The 24,114-nt window shown below is 68.9% G+C and carries 25 protein-coding genes and 2 tRNA genes; 21 read left to right on the top strand and 6 right to left on the bottom strand.

The window, feature by feature from the left end; genetic code table 11:
• Positions 1-69: 69 nt before the first annotated feature.
• A complete protein-coding gene (locus ABIE67_RS16840) occupies positions 70-1,539 on the bottom strand; it encodes an amino acid permease (protein ID WP_370257959.1) in 1,470 nt (489 codons plus the stop codon).
• 217 nt (positions 1,540-1,756) lie between these two features.
• Here ABIE67_RS16840 and ABIE67_RS16835 point away from each other — a divergent pair, with 217 nt between their 5' ends.
• Both ABIE67_RS16835 and ABIE67_RS16830 read left to right on the top strand, forming a co-directional pair.
• On the top strand, positions 1,757-2,242 hold the full coding sequence (locus ABIE67_RS16835; RefSeq protein WP_370257957.1) for a ribose-5-phosphate isomerase: 486 nt from the start codon (positions 1,757-1,759) through the stop codon (positions 2,240-2,242).
• Between the two features lie 177 nt (positions 2,243-2,419).
• Complete coding sequence (locus ABIE67_RS16830) at positions 2,420-3,229, top strand: Fpg/Nei family DNA glycosylase (RefSeq protein WP_370257955.1); 810 nt, start codon at positions 2,420-2,422, stop codon at positions 3,227-3,229.
• A gap of 11 nt (positions 3,230-3,240) precedes the next feature.
• On the opposite strand, the gene ABIE67_RS16825 is transcribed toward ABIE67_RS16830, so the two are convergent.
• Complete coding sequence (locus ABIE67_RS16825; protein WP_370257953.1) at positions 3,241-4,506, bottom strand: GNAT family N-acetyltransferase; 1,266 nt, start codon at positions 4,504-4,506, stop codon at positions 3,241-3,243.
• A gap of 162 nt (positions 4,507-4,668) precedes the next feature.
• Here ABIE67_RS16825 and ABIE67_RS16820 point away from each other — a divergent pair, with 162 nt between their 5' ends.
• Both ABIE67_RS16820 and ABIE67_RS16815 read left to right on the top strand, forming a co-directional pair.
• On the top strand, positions 4,669-5,850 hold the full coding sequence (locus tag ABIE67_RS16820; RefSeq protein ID WP_370257950.1) for a PP2C family protein-serine/threonine phosphatase: 1,182 nt from the start codon (positions 4,669-4,671) through the stop codon (positions 5,848-5,850).
• Between the two features lie 171 nt (positions 5,851-6,021).
• The gene (locus ABIE67_RS16815) at positions 6,022-6,486 is read left to right on the top strand and encodes an HD domain-containing protein (RefSeq protein WP_370257948.1); all 465 of its coding nucleotides are present in this window, start codon (positions 6,022-6,024) and stop codon (positions 6,484-6,486) included.
• Between the two features lie 18 nt (positions 6,487-6,504).
• Here ABIE67_RS16815 and ABIE67_RS16810 read toward each other — a convergent pair whose 3' ends face one another.
• Positions 6,505-7,707 carry an acyltransferase family protein gene (locus ABIE67_RS16810; RefSeq protein WP_370257945.1) on the bottom strand — a complete coding sequence of 401 codons (1,203 nt, stop codon included), beginning with the start codon at positions 7,705-7,707 and terminating at the stop codon, positions 6,505-6,507.
• Positions 7,708-8,246: 539 nt separating this feature from the next.
• Between ABIE67_RS16810 and ABIE67_RS16805 the strand changes: the two genes are divergently transcribed.
• Complete coding sequence (locus ABIE67_RS16805) at positions 8,247-8,441, top strand: hypothetical protein (RefSeq protein WP_030044846.1); 195 nt, start codon at positions 8,247-8,249, stop codon at positions 8,439-8,441.
• Positions 8,442-8,530: 89 nt separating this feature from the next.
• Positions 8,531-10,681, top strand: a complete 2,151-nt coding sequence (locus tag ABIE67_RS16800) for a PQQ-binding-like beta-propeller repeat protein (protein ID WP_370257941.1) — start codon at positions 8,531-8,533, stop codon at positions 10,679-10,681.
• Positions 10,682-10,932: 251 nt separating this feature from the next.
• Here the strand turns inward: ABIE67_RS16800 and ABIE67_RS16795 are convergent, their stop codons facing one another.
• The gene (locus ABIE67_RS16795; RefSeq protein ID WP_370257938.1) at positions 10,933-11,754 is read right to left on the bottom strand and encodes a phage antirepressor KilAC domain-containing protein; all 822 of its coding nucleotides are present in this window, start codon (positions 11,752-11,754) and stop codon (positions 10,933-10,935) included.
• A gap of 918 nt (positions 11,755-12,672) precedes the next feature.
• Positions 12,673-13,134, bottom strand: a complete 462-nt coding sequence (locus tag ABIE67_RS16790) for an NUDIX hydrolase (RefSeq protein WP_370257934.1) — start codon at positions 13,132-13,134, stop codon at positions 12,673-12,675.
• A gap of 30 nt (positions 13,135-13,164) precedes the next feature.
• Here ABIE67_RS16790 and ABIE67_RS16785 point away from each other — a divergent pair, with 30 nt between their 5' ends.
• The 11 genes from ABIE67_RS16785 (at position 13,165) to ABIE67_RS16735 (ending at position 20,261) form a co-directional block, all read left to right on the top strand.
• The gene (locus ABIE67_RS16785; protein WP_370257932.1) at positions 13,165-13,944 is read left to right on the top strand and encodes a GntR family transcriptional regulator; all 780 of its coding nucleotides are present in this window, start codon (positions 13,165-13,167) and stop codon (positions 13,942-13,944) included.
• A gap of 133 nt (positions 13,945-14,077) precedes the next feature.
• Entirely contained in the window at positions 14,078-14,407 is a 330-nt protein-coding gene (locus tag ABIE67_RS16780) for a hypothetical protein (RefSeq protein ID WP_043433451.1), read from the top strand.
• A 2-nt stretch (positions 14,408-14,409) separates the two neighbouring features.
• Positions 14,410-15,750 (top strand): FtsK/SpoIIIE domain-containing protein, encoded by a 1,341-nt coding sequence (locus ABIE67_RS16775; RefSeq protein WP_370257928.1) that lies wholly within the window; start codon positions 14,410-14,412, stop codon positions 15,748-15,750.
• Between the two features lie 78 nt (positions 15,751-15,828).
• Positions 15,829-16,494: a DUF2637 domain-containing protein gene (locus tag ABIE67_RS16770; RefSeq protein WP_370257924.1), complete on the top strand. Its 666-nt coding sequence runs from the start codon at positions 15,829-15,831 to the stop codon at positions 16,492-16,494.
• A 20-nt stretch (positions 16,495-16,514) separates the two neighbouring features.
• The gene (locus tag ABIE67_RS16765) at positions 16,515-16,703 is read left to right on the top strand and encodes a mobile element transfer protein (RefSeq protein ID WP_030067617.1); all 189 of its coding nucleotides are present in this window, start codon (positions 16,515-16,517) and stop codon (positions 16,701-16,703) included.
• Between the two features lie 12 nt (positions 16,704-16,715).
• A complete protein-coding gene (locus tag ABIE67_RS16760; RefSeq protein WP_370257921.1) occupies positions 16,716-16,871 on the top strand; it encodes a hypothetical protein in 156 nt (51 codons plus the stop codon).
• A 14-nt stretch (positions 16,872-16,885) separates the two neighbouring features.
• Positions 16,886-17,185, top strand: coding sequence for a SpdD protein (locus ABIE67_RS16755; protein ID WP_370257919.1), 300 nt, complete (start codon positions 16,886-16,888; stop codon positions 17,183-17,185).
• A 90-nt stretch (positions 17,186-17,275) separates the two neighbouring features.
• Entirely contained in the window at positions 17,276-17,458 is a 183-nt protein-coding gene (locus ABIE67_RS16750; protein WP_370268662.1) for a hypothetical protein, read from the top strand.
• A gap of 7 nt (positions 17,459-17,465) precedes the next feature.
• On the top strand, positions 17,466-18,887 hold the full coding sequence (gene repSA / locus ABIE67_RS16745; protein WP_370257916.1) for a replication initiator protein RepSA: 1,422 nt from the start codon (positions 17,466-17,468) through the stop codon (positions 18,885-18,887).
• Positions 18,880-19,092 carry an excisionase family DNA-binding protein gene (locus ABIE67_RS16740; protein ID WP_370257912.1) on the top strand — a complete coding sequence of 71 codons (213 nt, stop codon included), beginning with the start codon at positions 18,880-18,882 and terminating at the stop codon, positions 19,090-19,092. Before repSA ends, ABIE67_RS16740 begins: the two co-directional genes overlap by 8 nt.
• Positions 19,092-20,261: a tyrosine-type recombinase/integrase gene (locus ABIE67_RS16735; protein ID WP_370257909.1), complete on the top strand. Its 1,170-nt coding sequence runs from the start codon at positions 19,092-19,094 to the stop codon at positions 20,259-20,261. The genes ABIE67_RS16740 and ABIE67_RS16735 overlap by 1 nt, the downstream gene beginning before the upstream one ends.
• Before the next feature lie 69 nt (positions 20,262-20,330).
• On the opposite strand, the gene ABIE67_RS16730 is transcribed toward ABIE67_RS16735, so the two are convergent.
• Positions 20,331-20,401, bottom strand: a tRNA-Gly gene (locus tag ABIE67_RS16730).
• A gap of 131 nt (positions 20,402-20,532) precedes the next feature.
• Between ABIE67_RS16730 and ABIE67_RS16725 the strand changes: the two genes are divergently transcribed.
• The 4 genes from ABIE67_RS16725 (at position 20,533) to ABIE67_RS16710 (ending at position 23,945) form a co-directional block, all read left to right on the top strand.
• Positions 20,533-20,609 (top strand) — tRNA-Pro (locus ABIE67_RS16725).
• A 233-nt stretch (positions 20,610-20,842) separates the two neighbouring features.
• The gene (gene tig, locus ABIE67_RS16720; protein ID WP_370257907.1) at positions 20,843-22,237 is read left to right on the top strand and encodes a trigger factor; all 1,395 of its coding nucleotides are present in this window, start codon (positions 20,843-20,845) and stop codon (positions 22,235-22,237) included.
• A gap of 371 nt (positions 22,238-22,608) precedes the next feature.
• Positions 22,609-23,214 (top strand): ATP-dependent Clp protease proteolytic subunit, encoded by a 606-nt coding sequence (locus tag ABIE67_RS16715; RefSeq protein WP_370268660.1) that lies wholly within the window; start codon positions 22,609-22,611, stop codon positions 23,212-23,214.
• A gap of 50 nt (positions 23,215-23,264) precedes the next feature.
• Entirely contained in the window at positions 23,265-23,945 is a 681-nt protein-coding gene (locus ABIE67_RS16710) for an ATP-dependent Clp protease proteolytic subunit (protein WP_370257906.1), read from the top strand.
• The last annotated feature ends 169 nt before the right edge of the window (positions 23,946-24,114 follow it).

Below are 24,114 nucleotides of genomic sequence, written 5' to 3'. Positions count from 1 at the left end.
CGAAACGCACCACGCGTCCCGAAGGCCCCTCGAACTCACGACCCGGCGCGGGCCACGAAGGCGGACAGCTCAGCCGGTCTTGACCTCGTCACGAGGAACGTCCGGAACGGCAGCCGCCCCGACAGCCGCCGCGCGCCCCCGGCCGGCCTTCTCCTTCACGAAGGCCACGGCCAGCACGACCGCCGCCACCAGCAGCGACAGCAGCACGGTCTTGCGGCCGTCATGCTCCGTGTCGGTCAGCATGTAGCCGAGCACGAACACGATCAGCGCGGCCGTCGCCCAGGTCAGATACGGGTACAGCCACATCTTCACGACCAGCTTCTCCGGCGCCTCGGCCTGGATGATCTTCCGCATGCGCAGCTGCGAGAAGCAGATCACCAGCCACACGAACAGGGCGACCGCGCCGGAGGAGTTGACCAGGAAGAGGAAGACGGAGTCCGGGAACTTGTAGTTGAAGAAGACCGCGACGAAGCCGAAGACGACGGACGCGAGGATCGCCGTGCGCGGCACACCGTTGCCGGTGGTGCGGGCGAAGGCCTTCGGCGCGTCCCCGCGCTGGCCGAGCGAGAAGGCCATGCGGGAGGCGGTGTAGAGGCCGGAGTTGAGACAGGACAGCACCGAGGTCAGCACGATGAAGTTCATGATCTGACCGGCGTGCGGGATGCCGAGGGAGTTCAGGGCGGCGACGTACGAGCCGTCCTCGGCGATGGACTTGCTGTCCCAGGGCAGCAGGGCGACCACGACGAGGATCGAGCCGAGGTAGAAGACGGCGACACGCCAGATGATGCTGTTGGTGGCCTTGGTGACCGCCTGCTGCGGGTTCTCGGACTCACCGGCGGCCAGGGTGGCGATCTCGCTGCCCATGAAGGAGAACACGACGAGCAGCACACCGGTGAGGATGGCGCCGGCGCCGTGCGGCAGGAAGCCGCCGTGGTCGGTGAGGTTGCTCAGCCCGGCCTGCTCGCTGTCGACGCCCGGCAGCAGCCCGAAGATGGCCAGCCCGCCGATGACGATGAACGCGGCGATCGCGACGACCTTGATCCCGGCGAACCAGAACTCGAACTCACCGTAGGAGCCGACGGACACCAGGTTGGTGGCGGTGAGCACCACCATCACGATCAGCGCCCAGCCCCACTGCGGAACGGCCGGTATCCACCCCTCCAGGATCTCCGCACCGGCGGTCGCCTCGACCGCCAGCACGACCACCCAGAAGAACCAGTACAGCCAGCCGATGGAGAACCCGGCCCAGCTGCCGAGTGCCCGGTCGGCGTGGGCGGAGAACGACCCGGAGGTCGGGTTCGCCGCGGACATCTCACCCAGCATCCGCATCACCAGCACCACGAGCGTGCCGACGAGGGCGTACGACAGGAGGATGCCGGGTCCTGCGGTGGCGATACCGGAGCTGGACCCGACGAAGAGCCCGGCGCCGATGACGCCGCCGATGGCGATCATGGACAGGTGGCGGTTCTTGAGTCCGGCCTGTAGGCCGTGGCCGCCGGGGGCCGGTCCGGCCGTCTTCTGGTTCGGCTGCGAAGTCATGGAACGGATTTCCTTTGAGCCGTGGGGAGCGGTTCTCGCGCGAGCCGTGATCGAGCGGTGCACGAGTCGGACCAGTGAATCGGAGGAGAACGGATTGTGGAACCTTTGATTCGGGATTGTTACTTGAGGTTTTCTTGAGCTTCCATGGCGTGCGTCACAATTGACACGATCGACACCCGGCGCTGTTGCCCCGAAACAGCCGTGTCACACTCGTTCCATGCGCGTGTATCTCGGCTCCGACCATGCGGGCTTCGAACTCAAGAACCACCTCGTTGACTGGCTCAAGGCGGCGGGTCATGACCCGGTCGACTGCGGTCCCCACATCTACGACGCCCAGGACGACTACCCGCCCTTCTGCCTCCGCGCGGCGGAGAAGACGGCCGCGGACCCCGACTCCCTCGGCATCGTGATCGGCGGCTCGGGCAACGGTGAGCAGATCGCCGCGAACAAGGTGAAGGGCGTCCGCGCGGCCCTGGCCTGGAGCGAGGAGACGGCGTCCCTGGGCCGCCAGCACAACAACGCGAACGTCGTGGCGGTGGGCGCCCGCATGCACACGCAGGACGAGGCCACGAAGTTCGTCGAGACCTTCCTGAACACCCCGTACTCCGGAGACGACCGTCACACCCGCCGCATCAACATGCTGGCCGCCTACGAAACGACGGGCGACCTCCCCCCGATCCCCCCGCACCACCCCCAGCAGTAGCACTTTCAGCCCGTCCGGCGGCTCTTTCAGCCCCTCCGGCGTTTGAGGAGCGGGGGTCCAGGGGGCGGAGCCCCCTGGCGGGGGCGAAGGGGCGGAGCCCCCTTCAAGGATGGGACGGGTAGGGGCGGCGGGGGCGAAAACCCTGCTCCCCCACCCGCACACGAAGAAGGAGCCACCGTGCCCGAGGGCCACACCATCCACCGTCTGGCCCAGGACTACGCCACCGCATTCCTCGGCACGACCCCCCACGTCACCAGCCCCCAGGGCAAGTTCTCAGACGCGGCCCAACTCCTCACCGGCGCAGAACTCACCCACACCGAGGCCCACGGCAAACACCTCTTCCTCGGCTTCCGCGACGCCGACTGGATCCACATCCACCTCGGCCTCTTCGGCAAGGTCAACTTCGGCGCCACCCCCGCACCCCCACCCACCGACACCGTCCGCCTCCGCCTCGCGAACAGCACCGCCTACGTGGACCTCCGCGGCCCCACCACCTGCGCCCTGATCACACACACGGAGAAGCAGGCGATACACGACCGCCTCGGCCCCGACCCCCTCCGCGCCGACGCCGACCCCCACCAGGCATACCGACGGATCTCCCGCAGCCGTACGACCATCGCCGCTCTGCTCATGGACCAGAAGGTCATCGCGGGCGTAGGAAACGTCTACCGGGCCGAGGTCCTCTTCCGGCACCGCATCGACCCCTACCGCGCGGGCAAGGACATCACCCCCACCCAGTGGGACGCCATCTGGACGGACCTGGTCGACCTCATGCACGAGGGCGTCCGCAACAACCGCATCGACACCGTCCGCCCCGAGCACACCCCGGAGGCGATGGCCCGCCCGCCCCGCGTCGACGACCACGGCGGCGAGGTCTACGTCTACCGCCGGGCCACCCTGCCCTGCCACATCTGCGCCGGCGAGATCCGCACCGCCGACCTCGCCGCCCGCAACCTCTTCTGGTGCCCGAACTGCCAGACCCCGTAGGGAAGTCCGTCTCAGAACCCGTGCGGCAGCCACGGCGCCACACCGGAGGCGAACCCCACGGCCGCCTCCGCCAACGCCCCCCGCCGCAGCTCCCGCACCCGCCCGGCCGCCCCCAGCGCCTCCAGGCCCACGCCGCCGAGGTAGGCCGCCCCCAACTCCCGTACGGACAAGGCGAGATCGGCAGGGTCCGTCGTACGCCCGCACGACGCGCCCTTGATATCCCCGGTCAGCCGCCAACGCCCCGCGTTCCAGGGACAGAAGGCGTCCTCCACCTCGAACACCACATCCACCGGCGCCTGATAGGTACGCGCCTCCAGCGCGGCCCCGATGTCCACCAGCCGTACATGCAGAGAGTCCCGCACGCGCAGCGCACACCGCCGGATGTCGGACACCTGGTGCTGCCAGGCCTCGTCCAGGGGCCGCCCGTAGGCCTTCACCGTGGACGTCAGGTCGATGTCGAACAGGAACCGCCACAGCGCGGCCTGCGCCGCCGGGTCGAGGGCCTCCAGGTCCCGCAGCAACACCGACCCCTTGGGCCCGGACGGGTCCCACTCCGGCTTGATGCGATAGCGCGCGTACCCCGCGACCTCGCCGTCCCGCTCCGCCAGCACGCACTGAAGCGGTGAGCCGCCGTCCCGGTCGCTCTCCGGGTCGAGCACCCGGAGCCGCTCCCAGCCGGGCTGACGCGCCAGCATCCCCGGCCGGCCGGACACCTTGCGCGCGTACACCGCCTCGCACAGATCGAGGGCCTCGGTCGGTACGGCGAACCGCAGGCGTACGTCATCGGTGCCGGGCGGTACGGACAGCCGCACACGGGTCGTGTCGATCTCGGCGTTCACATGGAAGGTGCCGACGCCGTACCCGAACCGGCCGTAGATCTCCGGCTCGGAGGCGGTCAGTACGGCAAGCGGCCACCCCCACGCGCGCACGTCGTCCAGCTGCCGCCGCATCATCGACGTCAGCACACCGCGCCGGCGGTGCGTGGCGGCGACGCTGACCATCGTGACGCCGGCCGCGGGCACCGAGCCGCCCCCTGGCACGGTCAGCCGGAAGCTGAAGGCGCCCGCCGTGCCCACGCACGCGTCCCCGTCCCAGGCCCCTAGGGAACGGTCGAGCTCGGTGAGCGAGTCCCACAACTCCCGCTCCTCCGGTGCCTCAGCGACCGCACCGAAGGCACGAATCAACGTGTCGTACCAGATGTCCCATTCATCCCGCCGTAGCACCCGCAGCTCGGGACGGCCGGAGTGTCCGGGGTCGCTCGCACTGTCTTTCGCCATGAATCATGCCTACCAGGGCAATGCGGGACGAGCGAGGGAATTTCTCGTTGGCGGCCGCGAGGTGGCTTTCCGTGAAGTTCACTGTGAAGTTGAACCTCGGACGGGGGACAAGTGGGACCTCCCGTGCCAAGCGACTGGTCCGATGGATAGGGTCCCGAACTAATGGCAGCAGGACGAGAGCGGCGCACGGTGGCCGAGACGTTCACGGCCCGGTTGAAGATGCAGTGGCACCGGGCCCGCGTCGGCGTGCGCAGAAGCGCGGTGGACTACTTCCGCGGCGACGGCTCGGACTGGATCGCACTGGCCGGCCTGCTCCTGACGGTTCCCCTGATCTGTGCCGTGACGATGGCCAACCCGGTGTGGTTCTCCCCGGCCGCGCTGGTCCTCCCCATCGTCGCGGGCGGACTGCTGCTGCGCCCGGCGAGCCTGCTGGGCCTGTACGCGGCTGCGGCGACGGCGCTGATCGTGGAGTCGGTGCAGCTGGGGCCGTACACGGAGGGTCCGTCCCGCGTCACCCCGGGCGTGGTCCTGGTGGTGGCCGCCTGCGGCTTCTTCGGCCTGCTCATCGCGCAGTTCCGCAGCCGCGTGGGCGTGCCCTGGCGGCGCGGCGGCACGATGCTCTTCGACCTGCGCGAACGCATCCGCGTCCAGAGCAAGCTGCCGGGCCTGCCGCACGGCTGGCATCGCGAGATGGCACTGCGCCCGGCGGGCGGCCAGTCCTTCTCCGGCGACTTCGTGGTGGCGGCCCGCACCAACGGCGGCCGCACACTGGAGGTCGTCCTGACGGACGTGTCCGGCAAGGGCATGGACGCGGCCTCCCGCGCCCTTCTCCTCTCCGGAGCCTTCGGCGGCCTCCTGGGCAGCCTGCCCCCGCACGCGTTCCTGCCGGCGGCCAACGGCTACTTGCTCCGCCAGGACTGGGACGAGGGCTTCGCCACCTCCATCCACCTGGTCCTGGACCTGGACTCGGGCGACTACGAGCTCTACTCCGCGGGCCACCCACCGGGGCTGCAACTGAGCGCGGGCAGCGGCCGCTGGGAGGAAAAGGCCGCCGAGGGCCCCCTCCTCGGCGTGTACGACGGCGCCCAGTTCGACCCCGTCAAGGGCTCCCTCCGCCCCGGAGACGTCCTGATGCTCTTCACCGACGGCCTCGTCGAAACCTCCGACCGCGACATCGTCGAAGGCATAGACCGCCTCACCGGCGAGGCCGACCGCTACGTGGCCGGCGGCTTCCACGGCGCCGCCTGGCACCTGATCGAAGCAGTGGCCAAGGACGTCAACGACGACAGAGCCCTCCTGCTGATCTGCCGGGAGGGCCCAACGGCCCAGGCAACACCCCGCTGACCCTTGTCAGCCCGTCCGGCGTTTGAGGACGAGGCCGCAGGCCGATGGGGGTCCAGGGGGCGGAGCCCCTCGGCGGGGTCGAAGGGGCGGAGCCCCTTCAGGGATGGGACGGGTAGGGGCGGCGGGGGCGAAGAACCACCACGCCCCACCCCCGCCCGGCACACTGACCCAGTGACCGACACCGACCACCCCCCGCTGTCCCTGGCCGCCGTCGAAACCATCGCCCGCACCGTCCACGCCCACCAGACCGACAAAGCCGGCCGCCCCTACACCGAACACCTGAAGGCCGTAGCAGAAGGCACACGCGACCGCGGCGGCGACGAAGACCAGATCGCGGCAGCCTGGCTGCACGACGCGGTAGAGGACGACGCCCTCTCCGAACAGTGGCTGGAAGAGGCCCCCCTGAGCCCTCGCACAAAGGCGATCGTGCGCGCCGTCACCAAGATCCCCGGAGAGCCCCCCGAGACCTACGCCGCACGCATCCTCACCACCCCGGGCGCCCTACTGGTGAAGGAGGCGGACCTGGCACACAACGCGGACCCACACCGCCTGGCCGCCCTCGACGAGCCGACCCGCAAACGACTGACCGAGAAGTACGCACGGATGCGCGCACTTCTCGGTCTCAGTGGAGAGTGACTCTTCGCAACGCTGCTATCAGGCGCTGACCTTCTCGCGCGCGGCAGCGCCCTCGCGCTTCTCCCGCTCCCGAGCCAACTGAGCCGCGTCCCGCTTGAACGCCCACTCCATCTTCGGCTCCATCGCGAACCGGAACACCCGCTGAACCGGCGAGGTGCACAGCAGCGTGACCCCGACAGCCGCGACGACGGAGACGAAGATCTCGCCGAGCGGCCGCTGCAGCCAGCCGTGCTCGAACCAGCCCTGATAGTCGCCGGCCTTCACGAAGAACCCGTGCAGCAGGTAGCCGTACAGCGTGCCCGCACCGAGCGCCGTGAACCACATGTGCCGCCGCGGCACCCAGGCGAAGAAGCAGGCCGTCAGCAGCAGCGAGCAGCCGAACATCGCCAGCACCATGACCGGTCCGGCCCACCACGGCGCGCCCAGCTCCTGCGCGGCGTCCCGGTGGTAGAACCACGCGGTGTTCATCCGCGGCACGGCCCACCAGCCGAAGGCCAGCGCCACCGCGAAGACCGGCACGGCCAGGATCCGCACCGTGCGCGTGCGCACCATGTGGAAGTGCTCGGGCTTCATGCACAGGCCCAGCACGAAGTAGGGCAGGAACTGCAGCACCCGCTGCAGGTCCAGGTCGTCACCGATCTCCGGGGTGACCGTCGCCGCCATCGCGAGGCCGAGCGCGAGCGGCAGCGGCCAGCGCACCATCTTCCAGATGGGGGTGGTCATCCGCCAGATGAACAGCGCGCACAGGAACCAGGTCAGGTACCACGGGTCCAGGAGGCTGATCTCCTGGCTCGGGTCCTCGTCGATCCAGCGCTTGAAGAGCGGATACGCCGTCTCGAAGACGATGTACGGCACCGCGACGCCGGTGATCAGGCGCTTCAGCCGGCTGGGGCTCGCGTCGAAACTGCGCGAGAAGAAGCCGGAGATGATGATGAACGCCGGCATGTGGAAGGTGTACACGACGGTGTACACGGCCTCCAGGATCCGGCTGTCGCCCTTGATCGGTTCCCAGGAGTGTCCTATGGCGACGAGCACGATCGCCAGGTACTTGGCGTTGTCGAAGAACGCGTCGCGCTGCTTGGCACCGCCGGACGCGGATCTCTTGTTCGTCTGAGCCTGGCTGTTCTGCGGCGAGCGCGGACTCGGCACTCCGTCCGCCGACGACTCTGCCGGGGGGAGTGGCGCTCTGTTGTGGCCGTGCGGTCGCAGCGAGTTGTTCACAGACCCTCCCGCCGGAAGCCGGGGGAGTCGATCGAGGCCCTCGCTGCGCATGCGGGGGACGAGGCAGCATGGAACATCTGAGGCACCCTAGCGTTGCCTGTGGGATTTCGTAAAACCCGCGAGGTCATTCCCGGTTTATTGCGCGCGACCTCGCGTGTACAACGAACATGAACCGGGTGGACACCTGTTTGACATCCGCCTTGTCCGGATTCATCCGGACTAAGAGGTGCATATCGCCAGGAGCTGGCCCCGGCGGAATGATCAGCTCACGTTTAATTCGAAATATCGACGAACATATTGTGTGTCGATGGAAACGATCCCGTCGAATTCCCTCCGCGGATGCGCACCCGAAATCCTGTGCGGGCGCGACGTGAGTGGTGGACACGCACGGTGGACACGCACAGATCCGGCACAGGTGTGGCGAACGAAACGTCACGTGCCGCATAGCGGGGCCCGGTTGGTGGCACGATGGTTCTGGCGGGGGTGCGCGGGGTCGCGTCCCCGGGCCGGGAGCGGACCGACCGAGGGTGTGATCTGTTGTGGCCATTTCGCTGTCAGTGGTGTTGCTGTTGGCGATCATCTTGGTGGTGTTGATTCGTGGTGGGTCCCTCAAGGCCGGCCCGGCTGTCGTCGCCGTGCTGTTCGGCTTCTTCCTCGCCTCGACCGGCATGGCCGACGACATCCAGAGGTTCCTCAACTCGATAGCCGAGACGATCAACTCGATCCAGTTCTAGGTCCGTTCCGGGGTCCGTGGGGCGGCCTGGAAGGGTACGGATACCCTCGTTCGTGATCGTTGAACGGTCCGGAACGGGGGAACGTACGGATGGCGCTGCGCGAGACGGATCCGGCGGAGGTGGGCGGCTACCGGATCGAGGACCGCCTCGGCTCCGGTGGCATGGGCGTGGTCTACCTCGCCCGCTCGGCATCCGGCCGCCGCCTGGCCCTCAAGGTCGTGCACGCGCAGTACGCCGACGACGACGAGTTCCGCACCCGGTTCCGCCGCGAGGTGGCCACCGCCCGCCAGGTCAGCGGCGCCTTCACCGCTCCCGTCGTGGACGCGGACGCCGACGCGCCGCGCCCCTGGATGGCCACGCTCTACATCCCGGGCGAGGACCTCGGCACCCACATCCGCCGCCACGGCCCCCTGCCCCTGCCGCAGTTGCGCGAACTCGCCGCCGGCCTCACCGAGGCCCTGCGGGACATCCACCGCGCCGGCATGGTCCACCGCGACCTGAAACCGGCCAATGTGATGCTCGCCGAGGACGGCCCGCGCGTCATCGACTTCGGCATCTCCCGCGCCGCCGAGTTCGCGCCCGCCGACGTCCTCACCCAGACCGGCCGCGTGATGGGCACCCCGCCCTACATGTCCCCGGAGCAGTTCTCCTCACCCCAGGACGTGGGCCCGGCCGCCGACGTCTTCTCCCTCGGCTCGATCCTCGCCTACGCCGCCACCGGCCACGGCCCGTTCGACAGCCCGAGCCCGTACGAGACGGCCATCCGGGTCGTCGAAGGCACCCCCGAACTCGACAGCGTCCCGCCCGATTTGCTCCCTTTCATCACCCTTTGCCTGGAAAAGCATCCCAAGTCCCGCCCTTCGCCGGACGAGTTGCTACGGCTGCTGCGCGACGGTGTCCTCCCCGAGCCGCGCCCGGCGGACGAGACGCCGACCGTCACGAGCCCCGATCGTCCCCGCCCGCGCCGCAGGCGCCTCTGGTTCGCCGCCGCGGCCGGCGCCGTCGTCCTCGCGGCCCTCGCCACCACCACCGTCGCCCTCACCGGCGACGACTCCGACCCGGGCGATCTGCCCCTCGGCTGGCAGGCCTGGCACCAGAGGTCGAAGGACCCGAGCCCCGACAAGGACCCGATCGGCGCCGACGCTCCCTTCGCCCGCTGCGGGGCCACCGGCCGGTCCCTCGTCTGCGCCGGCGACGACGTCATGGCGACCCGCTTCGCCCTCGCCGACGGCCGCAACACCTGGGCCCGCTCGATCGACGAGACCGCCGACGACATCGGCGGCGGCGACGCGGGCGCGATCATCGCCGCGCGCAGCGGCCGTGTGTACGTCTACGGAGCCGACGACCGGACCGTCGGCGAGGACGAGTTCAATCCGACTCGCTACACCGTCCAGGCGCTCGACGCCGAGACCGGCACGGTGATCTGGAAGACGGTCACCGGCGACAGCGACGAGGCCACGGAGCCGAACAGCGACCAGGGCTTCTCCACCGCCGTACCCGAGGGCGTCATCACCGTCTACGGCGCGAAAGGGCAGCAGTACGCCCTCCTCGACGCCGACGACGGCAAGGTCCGCTGGAAGCGTCCGATGCCCAGCCCGGCCACCCAGATCTGCCTGCTCCGCAGCGCCGCCCGGAAGGCCTACCTGGTGTGCCAGCAGTGGGGCGAGGAGGACGTCACCCACACGAGCATCGCGCAACTCGACCCCGCCACCGGCCGTCCCCGCTGGACCATGCGGGTCAACGGCGAGCAGGACATCGTCGGACAGACCGACGGGCGCCTGGTGGTGCTCAACACGACCGGCACCCGCCGCACACTGACCCTGATCAACGCCACCTCGCACGTCCTGACGACCGTACGGCTGTCCCAAACCCAGCCGGAAGGCGCGACCCCCACCCTCCTGGGCGACCGGCTCTACTTCACGTCGTCCAGCGGCAGCGTCCGCGCGGTCGCCCCGGACACCGGGCGCCAGCTCTGGGAGAGCAACTCCACCGTGGAGTCGCCGGGCCCCCCGACCGCCTCCGCGTCCCACCTCTACCTGGCGTCCCCCAGCGGCCGCCTGGCCGCCCTGAACCTGCGCACCGGCGCCGTGGACGCCACCCTCCAGGGACGCGACGACGGCGGCACCGCCGATTCCACCGGCCTGGGAGCCCCTCTGACCCTCGTCGGCGACGCCCTCTACGTCCCCTACGGCATACGCTCCGTCTACACCGTCGACATACGCACACTGCGCGCCGACTGAGGTGCGTCCCGCCCGGGAAAACGATCAGGGCCAGGTCGAGAAATCATCCTCCGACCTGGCCCTGAGCCGTTCAGAGCGGGCGACGGGAATCGAACCCGCGTAGCTAGTTTGGAAGATCGCGTACGCGGGTTGGGTCTGACCTGGTGAGACCTTGACCTGCACGTTCCCGGGCAGGTCGCCGAGGCTCCCCGCTGTTCCCCGCCGATCGCTGTCCGATCGGACACGCTGGGGGCACGGGATCCCCGAGTCGGTCAGGCCGCCGGGAGGATGGAGCCGCCAAGCCGGTCGACGAGCCAGTCCAGCCCCTTCGAGGTGAAAAACGTCTGTTCCACCCACTGTCCGTTAGGCGTCGCCACGAACTTCACCTCGGCACGGCCTGCTTGGGTGTGACACTCGTACGGCAGACGGGGGTTCTGCCGCTGGAGGAAGCGGATGTTGTCGCGGCGCAGCAACTCCATGAACTTCGTGCGCCCGAGTCCGCCCGTGATCTTGTTCAGAGCCTTCGCGGCGGCCGCCATGTCTATGAGGCCGTCAGAGTCGCAGAAGGCGTCCCACTTTCCCGCCTTCGGAGCAGCGATCGCGAGCTCCCTCTTTGCCGAGACCAGTTCGCGCGCGGCTTCGACGTACTTCTCAGCGAGAGCCAAGACGCCCTCGGGGCTGGAAACGTCTGCCGACTGGTGCCTGGCCTCTGCTTCCCGGGTCTTCACTGCAAAATACGTCTGAGCTGCTGCAATCTCCGGCTTGCGTGGATCACCGTTCATGGCGATCAGGTAGCAGGCGTAGCGAGTGAGGCGGTAGTCAGACACCATCTGCCTCCCCCATCGGCCACCGTTGATCGCTTTCGAGGCGCCTCGGAAGTGATCAAGCGGGTCGAACCCGCTGTTCTCGGCTGCGGAGATGGCCCGGTTGATGGCCACTTCGAAGCGTTCCCACCTCTCATAGCCCATAGGGGAGTGAAGGTCGCGCGCAGACCAGCACTCCTGGCCGTTGTGGTCCAGAAGCATCAGTCGATCGAAAAGGCTGCCCCGGGGGTTACCTTCTTCGGGTGGCACGGTAGTGTCGACGTTGGACAAGGTTGAACTCCCTTGAACTCCTGGCTCCCGGCGGCTCCACCCGCACGCGAGCTGTCTAGGCCGCCTTCACTTCGAAGGCGGCCTTATGACAATCAGGTTAAGGGAACGCGCTGACAGACAGTCACCCTTTCGGTAAGACACTGCGTGCCGCACTGTTGGGGCGGAGCCTTCGATTCCATGGGAATGCGCCTGATCGACGCTTCGTCACCCCGTGCCACAGTGATCGATTTGGTCCGGTAAAAGCCCCATTGGTGTGACAGACATCTCCTCGGCGTGACTGAACCTGGCCCGGCCTACCTGCGTATCTGGCCCCCGTGCGCGTGCGACACGCGATTACTCGCTGTGGGCAACTGCGATGGAGCCGCATGTTCGGCGAGTGCTTGCTGGCAGCCACGGGCTGGTCCACTGGCTTCGTTTCGAAGGTCGATTCGCGCTCCGGACCTTGCTATCTCCTCAGCCCACCACTCACCTCGCTCCCATCCCGTCCGCCGTCGACCCACACACCGTGGAGCGGGCGTGGTTCATGGCGTCCAGGTGGAGCGCGCCACTGTACGAACGACCTGGACGCCATGGGCCGCGTCTGCTCGGCTCTGCCTGGGTCGGCGGTGGACGGGATGGGAGCTCCCCGCGCACGCCACTACGGACCCGCGGTCGGGAACGGCGCCCCCTCCATCCCGGTGCCGGCCGATCCCCCGCCGGAGGCATCGTCTTGACCGTGCCGCGCTATGCGGTGATCGACTCATGGCCACCCGGCCCTATCCACATGTGGGCGCGCGTCGGCGGCGGCAGCGCCGAGCGGGCCGAAGGCAGGAGCGCGGGCGCAGCCAGAGCCGGGAAGCGCGCCCGGCGGAGCGGAGCGCAGCCGGGGCTTGATGAGGTAGAGAAACCTGTAACAGGTCCGGGCCCCCGGGCCGAAGATCAGTTGCCTGCCAGTGGCGTCAGCTTGCGGCCGTCATGCGTCCGGATGTGCGGCGCATCGTCGCGCAACGCGTCCGTGATGCGTACCGCGTAGACCTCGCTCATCGCCGCTACGGCCTCATCAGGGGTGAGCCATGCAACAGCGGTCGACTCGTCCGAGAGCTGTTCGTGACCGCCTTCGGGCTGACACCTGAACACCATGGCGACAACGCCGACCGTCATGTTCTTGTACACCCCGGTCAAGCGCTCCACGCGCACCTTGATCCCGGTCTCTTCGTACACCTCGCGCCGGACCCCATCTTCGATGGCTTCCGTACGCTCAAGCACCCCGCCGGGCGGCTCCCACGTGCCGTTGTCGGCACGGCGGATCACCAACACGCGCCCGTCTTCACGCACGACGATTCCTGCCACGGAGACCGAGTGGAGCGGCGTTGACGGGTTCTGCGGGCGGCTGTTACTCATGTACAGGAGAATAGGGGAGACTGTAGGACTATGGCGACAGGCGACGTGACATCTTCGGCCAAGGCAAAGTACCTCCAGATCGCGGATGATCTCGCAGCACAGATCAGGTCGGGGGCGTTGAAGCCTGGGACTCCGGTACCCAGTGAGGCCGAGCTGATGACTCGGTACAGCGTCGCCTCAGGAACCGTACGCAAGGCGGTTGCCGAGCTGCGCGCGGCACAGTTGATCGAGACCCACCATGGGCGCGGCTCCTTCGTCCGCTCGCGGCCTCCTGTCCAGCGAAAGTCATCCGATCGCTTTCGCCGGGCGCACCGCAAAGCCGGTAAGGCTGCCTATCTCGCCGAAGCCGAACAGTCTGGCGGCACTCCCTCGGTGAACGTGCTCTACGTCGGCCCCGTCGACGCGCCGGCCGAGATTGCAGAGCGACTGAACGTCGCGACGGGCACCAAGGTTCTTGCCCGCAAGCGCAGGTACTTCCGCGACGGCATCCCCACCGAAGAGGCAACGTCCTACCTGCCCTGGGACGTGGTCAAGGACATCCCCGAGATGTTCGCCGAGAACCCCGGCGGCGGTGGCATCTACGCTCGCCTCGAGGAGCACGGCCACATGCTGGCGGAGTTCATCGAGACCGTGAAAGCGCGACTGGCCACCAAGGCAGAGGCGACCGCCCTTGCCCTGAGCCCCGGCGCCCCGGTTGTCCACCTGGTCCGCAGTGCTTTTTCGGACGATGACCGCGTGGTCGAGGTCTGCGACACGATCATGGCTGCTGACCAGTTCGTTCTGGACTACCGCTTCCCCGCGCGGGACTGACAGCCCGTCTCTTTCAAGCCACTTCGCGGCCTGACTACCCAGAGCGCTTGACTCCTGTACATGAGTTGGGCACTCTTCTACTCGTAACTCCTGTACATGAGTGCAGGAGAACGGCTCTGCTAGAGGAGATGCAATGCCGTCCTTCAAGATCGACACTTCGACCGCTGTGGTGTTCGTGGCGACCGCGCCGGAACCGAAGATGGTCAACAAGAAGACCGGTGAGCGGGCCGTGGACCGGGAGACCAACGCGAGCCTCTCGACCGTGGGTCTGCTGGTCTCGGACGAGGGGGAGGGCAACCTTTACCAGGTGACCGTGCCGGAGACCGGTCTCCCCGAGGGTCTGGCGCCGGGTATGCCGGTCAAGGTCATCGGGCTGAAGGCTCGTGACTGGGAGAACGAGTTCAACGGTCAGAAGCGGCACGGGATCTCGTTCCGTGCGGTCGCGATCACCCCGGCGGCCTGACCATGGCCGACCTGACGATGTGGCTGGAGGCCACGGGAGCTCTGGCCGGTGCCGGTGGCCTCGGCTACGCGAAGGTACGTGCGCCTCGCGTGTACTGGTCGCTGGTCGGGATGCCGGTCACGTGGGGCCGCTTCACCCTCTCGTACCGCTCCACGATGGACGTATGCGGGCTCACGGTGCAGCCATCGGGCCTGCGGGCGTTCATGACCCGCAACGTCGCTCGCCGTGAGGTTCAGCCGGTCCCGCCGAAGATCCGCCGGGTACGCGGCACGTCGACCGGACTGCGGGTCACCCTGCGGCTTCCCGCGGGCCTGGAGCCCGCCGACGTGATCGCTTCATCGGAGCGGCTCCGGCACGCCTGGGGCGTCCACTCCGTGACCGTGGTCGAGACGAAGCCCGGCTTCGTCGAACTGCGGATGACCGGCTATGACGTGCTGCGCCAGGTGCGGATGCCCCGCAAGGCCCGCCCGCACGGCATGGCCGTTCCCGTCGCGGTGCGCGAGGACGGAACCGCGTTCGAGCGGGACTACCGCAAGGCACCGATGGCACTCACCCTGGGCGCCAACCACTCCGGCAAGTCCATGTACCAGCGCAACCTGATCAAAGGGCTGGCGCAACTGCCGGTGGCCCTAGTCGGGGTCGACTGCAAGCGCGGGGTGGAACAGTCCGCCTTCGCGCCCCGCCTGTCGGCGCTGGTCACCAACCCCGACGACGCCGCTTCACTGCTCGGTGTCCTGGTCGCGGAAATGGAAGCCCGCTTCGACCTGCTGAGCCGTCACGGCGTCTCGGACATGTGGGAACTGCCTGCCGAGGTGCAGCCGGTGCCGGTCGTCGTCCTGGTCGACGAGGTGGCGGAGCTGTTCCTGATCTCCTCCAAGAAGGATGAGGAGCGTCGGGAACGGATCGTCACCGCGTTGATCCGGCTAGCTCAGATGGCCCGCGCAATCGGCATCTACCTGGAGATCTGCGGGCAGCGCTTCGGCTCCGACCTGGGCAAGGGCGCCACCATGCTCCGTGCTCAGCTCACCGGCCGCGTAGTGCACCGCGTCAACGACAAGCAGACCGCCGAAATGGGCCTGGCGGACGTGGCCCCGGACGCGGTCCCAGCCGCGAGCCTGATCCCGATGAGCCGCCCCGGCACCGCTGTCGCGGCAGACTCCTCCGGCGGCTGGTCGAAGATCCGCACCCCGAACACCTCGCGGGACGAAGTGGTCGCGGTCTGCAGGGAGTTCGCCCACCTGGTCCCGGATCTGCCGTTCCTCGACCCGTTCCGCCCTCACGTGCCCGCCCCGGCGCCGACGGCCAGTCCGTCGCTGGTCAAGCCCCGCCCGGTCACCGACTAACGCCCTCTCCGCCTCGGGCGGTCGGCGATGCTCCCCGGCCCGCCCCTGGCCCGACTCCCTTGAAGGGAGGTACCCCACATGTCCCGCTCAATCCGCCCGGACGCCGTACTCGTACAGGCCGTCATCGCCGGTGCGCTGTCCTTCGCCCACCTGCACGACCTCGCCGCCGCTGCCGGACAGTCCGGCTGGAAAGCCTGGGCCTATCCGATCTCGGTCGACCTGCTGTTGGTCGCCGCCTGGCATCGGCTGCGCACGGCCCGCCGCGACCGGTCCGCCTGGACCTGGTTCGTAATCGCGCTGGCCGCATCCCTCGGCGCGAACATCGCGACCGCCGGTCTCCTCGACCTGGCCCACGTGCCCGCCTGGCTGCGCATCCTCGTGGCTGGCTGGCCCGCCCTGGCCTTCCTCGGCGGAACCCTCCTCGTCCACTCGCCCGCCGACCCGCCCCCTTCTGCACCGCCTGCGGACGAACCGTCGGCGCCGGAGGTCGAGATGCACCGCACCGACGAACCCGGCCCCGAACCGGCGCCCGCTGCGCCCGTGCCGGAGCTGACCCCGGCTCCGCCGCAGCCCGCGGCCAGCGTCCCCGCCGTTCCGGCCGCGCTGCTCGATCACGCCCGGAAGATCGCCGACGCACACCAGGCCTCCACCGGGTCCCCGATGCCAGCTGACGCTCTGTCCGCCCGGCTCCAACTGCCCGCCTCGATGGCCGACGCCATCGCCGCCGAACTCCAGCTCACCTGACCAGAAGGGAGAAGCCGCCCGTGACCGCCTACCGCCGCTTCCGCAACGTGATCCGCATCGGACCCGTGCAGGTCGCCACCTCCTACGACGGCCGTGGCCGCGACAAGCACACCGCCGCCTGCACCGCCCCCGGCTGTGGCTTCGCCGCCGACTACGACACTCGCGCCGGCGCCGAGCTCGCCGCCCGCACCCACCGCTGCAAGGCCTGACAGGAGATCGCCATGGACGTACCGCTCTGGCTCGCCCTGCTCGTCGTCGGATGGCTCGGCGTCAAGCTCGCCCGCCCGCCGTGGTGGCTGGTCGCCGTGCTCCTGGTCGGCGGCTACCTCGTCGCCGGAAGCTTCCTCGCCCCCGCCCTCGGTACCGCCCTCAAGTAGAAGGGAACCGCCTCGTGTTCACACCGAAGTACCCGCCCCAGGACACCGCCCCGCCCGCCCCGGCCGTCTACACCCCGGTGCCCCTCCAGCCGACAGCACCGGCACCGGCCCCGGTCGCCCCGGCCTCGAACCGGCCGACGGTCCAGCTCACCCCCGGCAGCGCTCTCGCCCTCGCCGCTGGCGGCGGCGCCGTGGTCCTCGTCGTCGGCGCGGTCGTGGTCTCGCTCCTGCTCGCGGTCGCCATCACCGGCGTCTCCGTCGCCGTGGTCGCGGTCGTCCTGCGCCTGCTCATCAAGGACCTGCACAAGCACTGAACGGCCCCGGGGCGGCTCTCTCGCCAAAGACCGCCGCCCCGGCGCCTGCACCCCTTCCAGACCCATCGGACCCGAAAGGGAAGCCTCATGATGCCCCAGCACGCCCACAACACGCGCGTCTGCCGCGACTGCGACGGCTTCGCCACCGCCGCCATCACCACCGGCACCCGCCACACCGACGGCACCCGCGCCACCCTCCGCGTCACCTGCCGGGCCTGCAAGGGAACCGGCCACACCGCCCCCGCCTCCGCGCTCGCCAAGACCGGGCGGTGACGACCGCGTGACCGACACCGCCACCATGGCGGGCCTGGACCCGGCCACCCTCGCCGACGTGCTGAGGCTGGCCGGGTCTTCGGACCTCGACCGCATCCAAGACCAGATCCGCCGCACCGGCGGCTGCTCCGACCCGATCCACCTGCAAGGCACCACCGTCACCCGCGACGCGGCCACCGGCCACGTCCTGCACTCCTACTCGACCGACACCGAGCCCGGCGGCCGCCTCCGGATCGCATGCGGCAACCGCCGCGCCTCGCGCTGCCCGGCCTGCGCCTGGACCTACGCAGGCGACACCTACCACCTCATCCGCGCAGGCCTCACCGGCGACCCAGACAAGGGCACCCCGCACACCATCCGAGATCACCCCCGCGTCTTCGCCACCCTCACCGCACCCTCCTTCGGCCCCGTCCACAACCGCCCCGGCAACCGCCCCTGCCGCTGCGGCACCCGCCACACCGAGGACGCACCCGAACTCGGCACCCCGCTCGACCCCGAGTCGTACGACTACGCGGGCGCCGTGCTGTGGAACAACCACGCCTCCGACCTATGGCGCTACTTCACGATCTACCTCCGCCGCGAGATCGCCCGCCGCGCCGGACTCACCCAGAAGGCAGCCCGCGAACAGTCCCGCGTCGCCTTCGGCAAGGTCGCCGAGTACCAGAAGCGCGGAGCCGTCCACTTCCACGCCGTGATCCGCTTCGACGGTCCCGAGGGGCCCGACTCCCCGCCCCCGGCCTGGGCAACGCTCGAACTCCTCACCGACGCAATCCACGCCGCCGCCCGCGTGGCCGTCGACGTGCCCCCGGCCTCGCATCGGCCGGACCCAGACCAACCGGCCATCACACAACCGGCCCGCACGCTGCGCTGGGGCACGCAGCTCGACGTCCAGCCGATCGGCGCCTTCGGCCACGGCGAAGAGATCACCGAAGCGGCCGTCGCCTCCTACGTCGCCAAGTACGCCACCAAGGCAGCCGAAACAACCGGCACCGTCGACCGCCGCATCGGCAACAAAGAGGCCCTCGCCCTGCTCGGCGTGCCCGACCACCCTGCCCGGCTCATCGCCGCCTGCCTCGACCTGCACGCCCTCTACCCGGACCGCAAGCTCCGGGACTGGGCCCACATGCTCGGCTTCCGCGGCCACTTCTCCACCAAGTCCCGCCGCTACTCCACCACCCTCGGCGCACTGCGCCAGGTCCGCGCCGACTACCGCGCCGCCCAACAACGCGAAGCCCTCGGCCTGCCCGACCCCGACGACACGGAGGCAACCACGCTCACCCTCGCCCACTGGACCTACGCCGGACACGGCCACACCCCCGGCGAATCCTGGCTCGCCGCCAACATCCACCGCGACATTCAACAGAACCGCGAAACCGCACGTGAGGCGCTTGCCGATCTGCGTCAGGAAGGAGAGCACGACCATGAATGAGCGGTACCTCAGCGTCGACCAGGTCGCCGAAGTCCTCGGTACGACCGCGCGCTTCCCCCGGCGCCTGATCGAAGAGCGTCGCATCGTGTACGTGAAGGTCGGCCGTCACGTCCGCATCCCCGAGAGCGCCGTACGCGAGTACATCGCTGCCAACACGGTGCAGCCGCGTCGGCGTGGTCACACCCTCCGGGGGGTGGCTGCCTGATGGCAGGGAAGCGCCGGCACTTTGGCCGGGTCCGCAAGCTCCCGTCCGGCCGCTACCAGGCTCGCTACCTTGGCCCTGACGGACAGCTCCGTCCTGCCCCCGAGACGTTCCGCACCAAGACGGACGCGGACAACTGGCTTGCCGACAAGCAGACCGAGATGCGGCGTGGCGACTGGCACGACCCGGACGCCGGGAAGGTGCCGTTCGGCCCGTACGCCGCCGCCTGGATCACTGAGCGCGAACTGACGTCCACCACACGGCAGCTCTACGGATCGCTCCTGCGGCACCACCTTGAGCCCACCTTCGGTGTCGTCAACGTCGCGGAGATCTCACCCCCGCTCGTGCGACGCTGGCGCGCTGACAAGCTCGCGTCCGGCACCGGCCCGACCACTGTCGCCAAGGCCTACGCCCTGCTGCGCGCGATCATGGGTACGGCCGTCGCCGACCAGATGATCAGGCGCAACCCGTGCACGATCAAGGGCGCGAGTACCGTCCACACCCCCGAACGGCCCACTGCCACCGTGCAAGAGGTGTACGACCTGGCCGACGCGATCCAGCCCCGCTACCGCGCGCTCGTGCTCATGGCTGGGTTCCTCGGCCTGCGCTGGGGTGAGCTGATCGGCTTGCACCGCCGGGATATCGACCTCGATCACGGCACCGTGCGTGTCCGGCGTGCCGTTGCTGAGCTGAACAACGGGCAGCGCCAGATCAAGGCGCCCAAGAGCGCTGCGGGCAAGCGCACGGTGTCCATCCCGGCCGCGATCATCCCGGACATCCGCAAGCACCTGAGCCAGTACGCCGAAGCGGGTGCGGACGGTCGGGTGTTCATCGGAGCCAAGGGTGCGACGCCGCGCCGGAACCACTTCAACCGGCTGTGGCACAAGGCCTGCGACGCCGCCGGGATCAAGAACCTGCACTTCCATGATCTCCGGCACACGGGCAACACCCTCGCCGCGTCGACCGGGGCCAGCACGCGGGAGCTGATGTCGCGCATGGGCCACAGCACCGCTCGCGCCGCGCTGATCTACCAGCACGCCAGCGCCGACCGTGACCGGCTGATCGCCGACGCCCTGAGCGGCCTCGTCGACAAAGCGCGCAAGAAGACTCGCAAGGCCAAGAAGAAGCAAGATCGAAAGCCCAAGGGGCACGCGGGGGACACGACAGACTGATCGGAGCCCCCGAAAACGATCAGGGCCAGGTCGAGAAATCATCCTCCGACCTGGCCCTGAGCCGTTCAGAGCGGGCGACGGGAATCGAACCCGCGTAGCTAGTTTGGAAGACTAGGGCTCTACCATTGAGCTACGCCCGCACAGGACGCGCCGCAGGTCAGGTGACCGCGGCACAGAAGGCATCGTAGCGGGTCGGTGCCCCTCACCGCACACCCCGTAAATGCGGCGGCCGCACCGTCTGCGGCCATGTACCCTACGTGTCGCACCAGCACGGGGTGTGGCGCAGCTTGGTAGCGCGTCCGCTTTGGGAGCGGAAGGCCGTGGGTTCAAATCCCGCCACCCCGACCACCGACCGGCGCTCACCGGTCATCCGCGCGGTCACCTCGCTTGATCGCCTTTGGGGCGTTGAGCGGCTGCGGTTACTATGCAAGCTGCGCGCCCGTGTGTCTCATCCACAGGAACCTCTGGACATCCCCGGACATCCACAGGAGATCCTCTGGACGTCCTCCGGGCGACGAAATCCGCCGGACCAGTCTGGCCCCGGCAGAACCCAAGAAGTCAGCCCCCAAGGAGACCGAACCGTGAAGAGCGCCGTGGAGACCCTGAACCCGACTCGGGTTCGGCTCAGCATCGAGGTGCCCTTCGAGGAGCTCAAGGACAGCCTCGACGCGGCGTACAAGAAGATCAACCAGCAGGTCACGGTGAAGGGCTTCCGCAAGGGCAAGATCCCGGCCCGCGTCATCGACCAGCGGTTCGGCCGCGGCGCCGTGCTGGAGGAGGCCGTCAACGACGCGCTGCCGAAGTTCTACACCGAGGCGGTCAACGAGGCGGAGATCGACGTCCTGGGCCAGCCCGAGGTCGACATCACCGAGCTGAAGGACGGCGAGACGCTGAACTTCACCGCCGAGGTCGACGTCCGCCCGACCATCGAGATCCCGGACTACTCCGGCATCGAGGTCGAGGTCGACGCCGTCGAGGTCACCGACGAGGACATCGAGAAGTCGGTCGAGCAGCTCCGTGAGCGCTTCGCCTCCACCTCCCCGGTCGAGCGCGCCGCCGAGGACGGCGACGTCGTCACGATCGACCTGCAGGCCAAGGTCGACGGCGAGGTCCTGGAGGACGGTGTCGCCGAGGGCGTTTCCTACACCATCGGCTCCGGCGAGCTGCTGGACGGCATCGACGACGCCGTGAAGGGCCTGGAGGCCGGTGGCGAGGCCACCTTCACCTCCGAGCTCAAGGGCGGCTCGGCGGCCGGCAAGGCGGCCGAGGTCACCGTCAAGGTCACCCAGGTCGCCGCGCGCGAACTGCCCGAGCTGGACGACGACTTCGCGCAGCTCGCCTCCGAGTTCGACACCCTCGACGAGCTGAAGGCCGACAGCCGCAAGCGCCTCGAGAACATGAAGCAGTACGACCAGGCCACGCAGGCCCAGGAGCGCGTCCTGGAGAAGCTGCTGGAGCTCGTCGAGGTGCCCGTCCCCGAGAAGCTCCTCGAGGACGAGATCAACACCCGCAAGCACAACCTGGAGCACCACCAGCTCGGCCAGATGGGCCTCGACCTCGAGAAGTACCTCGAGATCCAGGGCAAGACGGTCGAGGAGTTCGACGCCGAGACCAGGGAAGCCGCGGTCAAGGGCATCAAGACGCAGTTCGTCCTCGATGAGCTCGTCAAGCAGGAGAAGCTGAACGTCAACCAGGAGGAGCTCACCGAGCACCTCATGCGCCGCGCGGCCTCCTCCGGCATGTCCCCCGACCAGTTCGCCCAGGCGGTTGTCGAGGGCGGCCAGGTTCCGCTCCTGGTCGGCGAGGTCGCCCGCGGCAAGGCCCTGGCCGTCGTGGTCGAGAAGGCCGTGGTCAAGGACACCAACGGCGAGCTCATCGACCTGGACGACGAGGACGAGGTCGAGCAGGCCACGGAGACGGTCGAGGCCGCCGAGGGCACCGCCGACGCCTCCGACGAGGAGAAGTCCGAGGGCTGAGCCCACGGAGCCTTGTAGCTCGTAGGAAGGGCCCTGGGGATGCACAATCCCCGGGGCCCTTCTGCCGTACGGCTGTACGGCAGCCCAAAGGGGCGCGGGGCTGTGTCGGTCTGCGGCTCCGCCGCGTGGGCGAGACCAGCCACAACGGACGGCACCCGCCCACCCTCCAGTGGACCTACGGCGCGAGGGACGGCCCACCCGGCGGGCACATGCGCTCACAGCGAACACCGCAAGAACCGGGATTGCAGCACAGGGCCACCGCGTTAGGGTCCATGAGTATGAGGGCAGGGGAGTCCCCGTTGCCCACGCAGAAGACGTGCAGACGGCCCGGCGCCGTCGTAAGACGAGCAGGTGGATACGTGACGAATCTGATGCCCTCCGCCGCCGGCGAGCCCTCCATCGGCGGTGGCCTCGGCGACCATGTCTACAACCGGCTGCTCGGCGAGCGGATCATCTTCCTCGGCCAGCAGGTCGACGACGACATCGCCAACAAGATCACCGCGCAGTTGCTGCTCCTTGCCGCCGATCCGGACAAGGACATCTACCTCTACATCAACAGCCCCGGCGGCTCGATCACGGCCGGCATGGCGATCTACGACACCATGCAGTACATCAAGAACGACGTGGTGACCATCGCCATGGGCCTCGCCGCCTCGATGGGACAGTTCCTCCTGAGCGCGGGCACGCCGGGCAAGCGCTTCGCGCTGCCGAACGCCGAGATCCTGATCCACCAGCCCTCCGCGGGCCTGGCCGGCTCGGCCTCCGACATCAAGATCCACGCCGAGCGGCTGCTGTACACCAAGAAGCGCATGGCCGAGCTCACGGCCCTGCACACTGGCCAGACCGTGGAGCAGGTCACCCGCGACTCGGACCGCGACCGCTGGTTCGACGCCACCGAGGCCAAGGCGTACGGCCTCATCGATGACGTGATCGCCACGGCCGCCGGCATGCCGGGCGGCGGCGGCACCGGGGCCTGAGACCCCTGCAGCGCCCCCAGCCGACCGCCTCAGCCCCTAGGAGACAGACAGTGAACGACTTCCCCGGCAGCAGCCTGTACGACCGCTCGCGCGCCGAGTACGCGGGCCCCGTGGCCGAGTCCCGATACGTCATCCCGCGCTTCGTCGAGCGCACCTCGCAGGGCATCCGCGAGTACGACCCGTACGCGAAGCTCTTCGAGGAGCGCGTGATCTTCCTCGGCGTGCAGATCGACGACGCCTCCGCGAACGACGTCATGGCGCAGCTGCTGTGCCTGGAGTCGATGGACCCGGACCGGGACATCTCGGTCTACATCAACAGCCCCGGCGGCTCCTTCACCGCGCTCACGGCCATCTACGACACGATGCAGTTCGTGAAGCCGGACATCCAGACGGTCTGCATGGGCCAGGCGGCCTCCGCCGCCGCCGTCCTGCTGGCCGCCGGCACGCCCGGCAAGCGCATGGCGCTGCCCAACGCGCGCGTGCTGATCCACCAGCCGTTCAGCGAGACCGGCCGCGGTCAGGTCTCCGACCTGGAGATCGCCGCCAACGAGATCCTCCGGATGCGCTCGCAGCTGGAGGAGATGCTCGCCAAGCACTCCACCACGCCGATCGAGAAGATCCGCGAGGACATCGAGCGCGACAAGATCCTCACGGCCGAGGACGCGCTGTCGTACGGGCTGATCGACCAGATCATCTCCACGCGGAAGATGAACAACGCCGACGTTCGCTGACGCGGACCCGGTAGTGTCTGCTGCCCCTTGGCACGGTTTGGGACGGTGCACGTCAAAGTGAACCGCGCCAAGGGGGGCCCGAACGGGGGGCCAGGCAAGGTACCGTCGACATAAGGCAGCACCAGGAGCCGCTGGATTCGAAAACGTCCAGGCGTCTCCCAGGCGAAGG

Origin of the sequence: Streptomyces sp. V4I8 (assembly GCF_041261225.1) — a bacterium.
GTDB lineage: Bacteria > Actinomycetota > Actinomycetes > Streptomycetales > Streptomycetaceae > Streptomyces.
Note: the sequence above shows the minus strand (reverse complement) of the source record. Positions and strands in the feature narration are given on the sequence as shown.

What these genes read in the sequence shown, in the direction of transcription:
- ABIE67_RS16840 (WP_370257959.1), bottom strand. Translation starts at nt 1,539, where the DNA reads ATGACTTCGCAGCCGAACCAGAAGACGGCCGGACCGGCCCCCGGCGGC.
- ABIE67_RS16835 (WP_370257957.1), top strand. Translation starts at nt 1,757, where the DNA reads ATGCGCGTGTATCTCGGCTCCGACCATGCGGGCTTCGAACTCAAGAAC.
- ABIE67_RS16825 (WP_370257953.1), bottom strand. Translation starts at nt 4,506, where the DNA reads ATGGCGAAAGACAGTGCGAGCGACCCCGGACACTCCGGCCGTCCCGAG.
- ABIE67_RS16820 (WP_370257950.1), top strand. Translation starts at nt 4,669, where the DNA reads ATGGCAGCAGGACGAGAGCGGCGCACGGTGGCCGAGACGTTCACGGCC.
- ABIE67_RS16800 (WP_370257941.1), top strand. Translation starts at nt 8,531, where the DNA reads ATGGCGCTGCGCGAGACGGATCCGGCGGAGGTGGGCGGCTACCGGATC.
- ABIE67_RS16790 (WP_370257934.1), bottom strand. Translation starts at nt 13,134, where the DNA reads ATGAGTAACAGCCGCCCGCAGAACCCGTCAACGCCGCTCCACTCGGTC.
- ABIE67_RS16785 (WP_370257932.1), top strand. Translation starts at nt 13,165, where the DNA reads ATGGCGACAGGCGACGTGACATCTTCGGCCAAGGCAAAGTACCTCCAG.
- ABIE67_RS16780 (WP_043433451.1), top strand. Translation starts at nt 14,078, where the DNA reads ATGCCGTCCTTCAAGATCGACACTTCGACCGCTGTGGTGTTCGTGGCG.
- ABIE67_RS16775 (WP_370257928.1), top strand. Translation starts at nt 14,410, where the DNA reads ATGGCCGACCTGACGATGTGGCTGGAGGCCACGGGAGCTCTGGCCGGT.
- ABIE67_RS16770 (WP_370257924.1), top strand. Translation starts at nt 15,829, where the DNA reads ATGTCCCGCTCAATCCGCCCGGACGCCGTACTCGTACAGGCCGTCATC.
- ABIE67_RS16760 (WP_370257921.1), top strand. Translation starts at nt 16,716, where the DNA reads ATGGACGTACCGCTCTGGCTCGCCCTGCTCGTCGTCGGATGGCTCGGC.
- ABIE67_RS16750 (WP_370268662.1), top strand. Translation starts at nt 17,276, where the DNA reads ATGCCCCAGCACGCCCACAACACGCGCGTCTGCCGCGACTGCGACGGC.
- ABIE67_RS16740 (WP_370257912.1), top strand. Translation starts at nt 18,880, where the DNA reads ATGAATGAGCGGTACCTCAGCGTCGACCAGGTCGCCGAAGTCCTCGGT.
- ABIE67_RS16735 (WP_370257909.1), top strand. Translation starts at nt 19,092, where the DNA reads ATGGCAGGGAAGCGCCGGCACTTTGGCCGGGTCCGCAAGCTCCCGTCC.
- ABIE67_RS16715 (WP_370268660.1), top strand. Translation starts at nt 22,609, where the DNA reads ATGCCCTCCGCCGCCGGCGAGCCCTCCATCGGCGGTGGCCTCGGCGAC.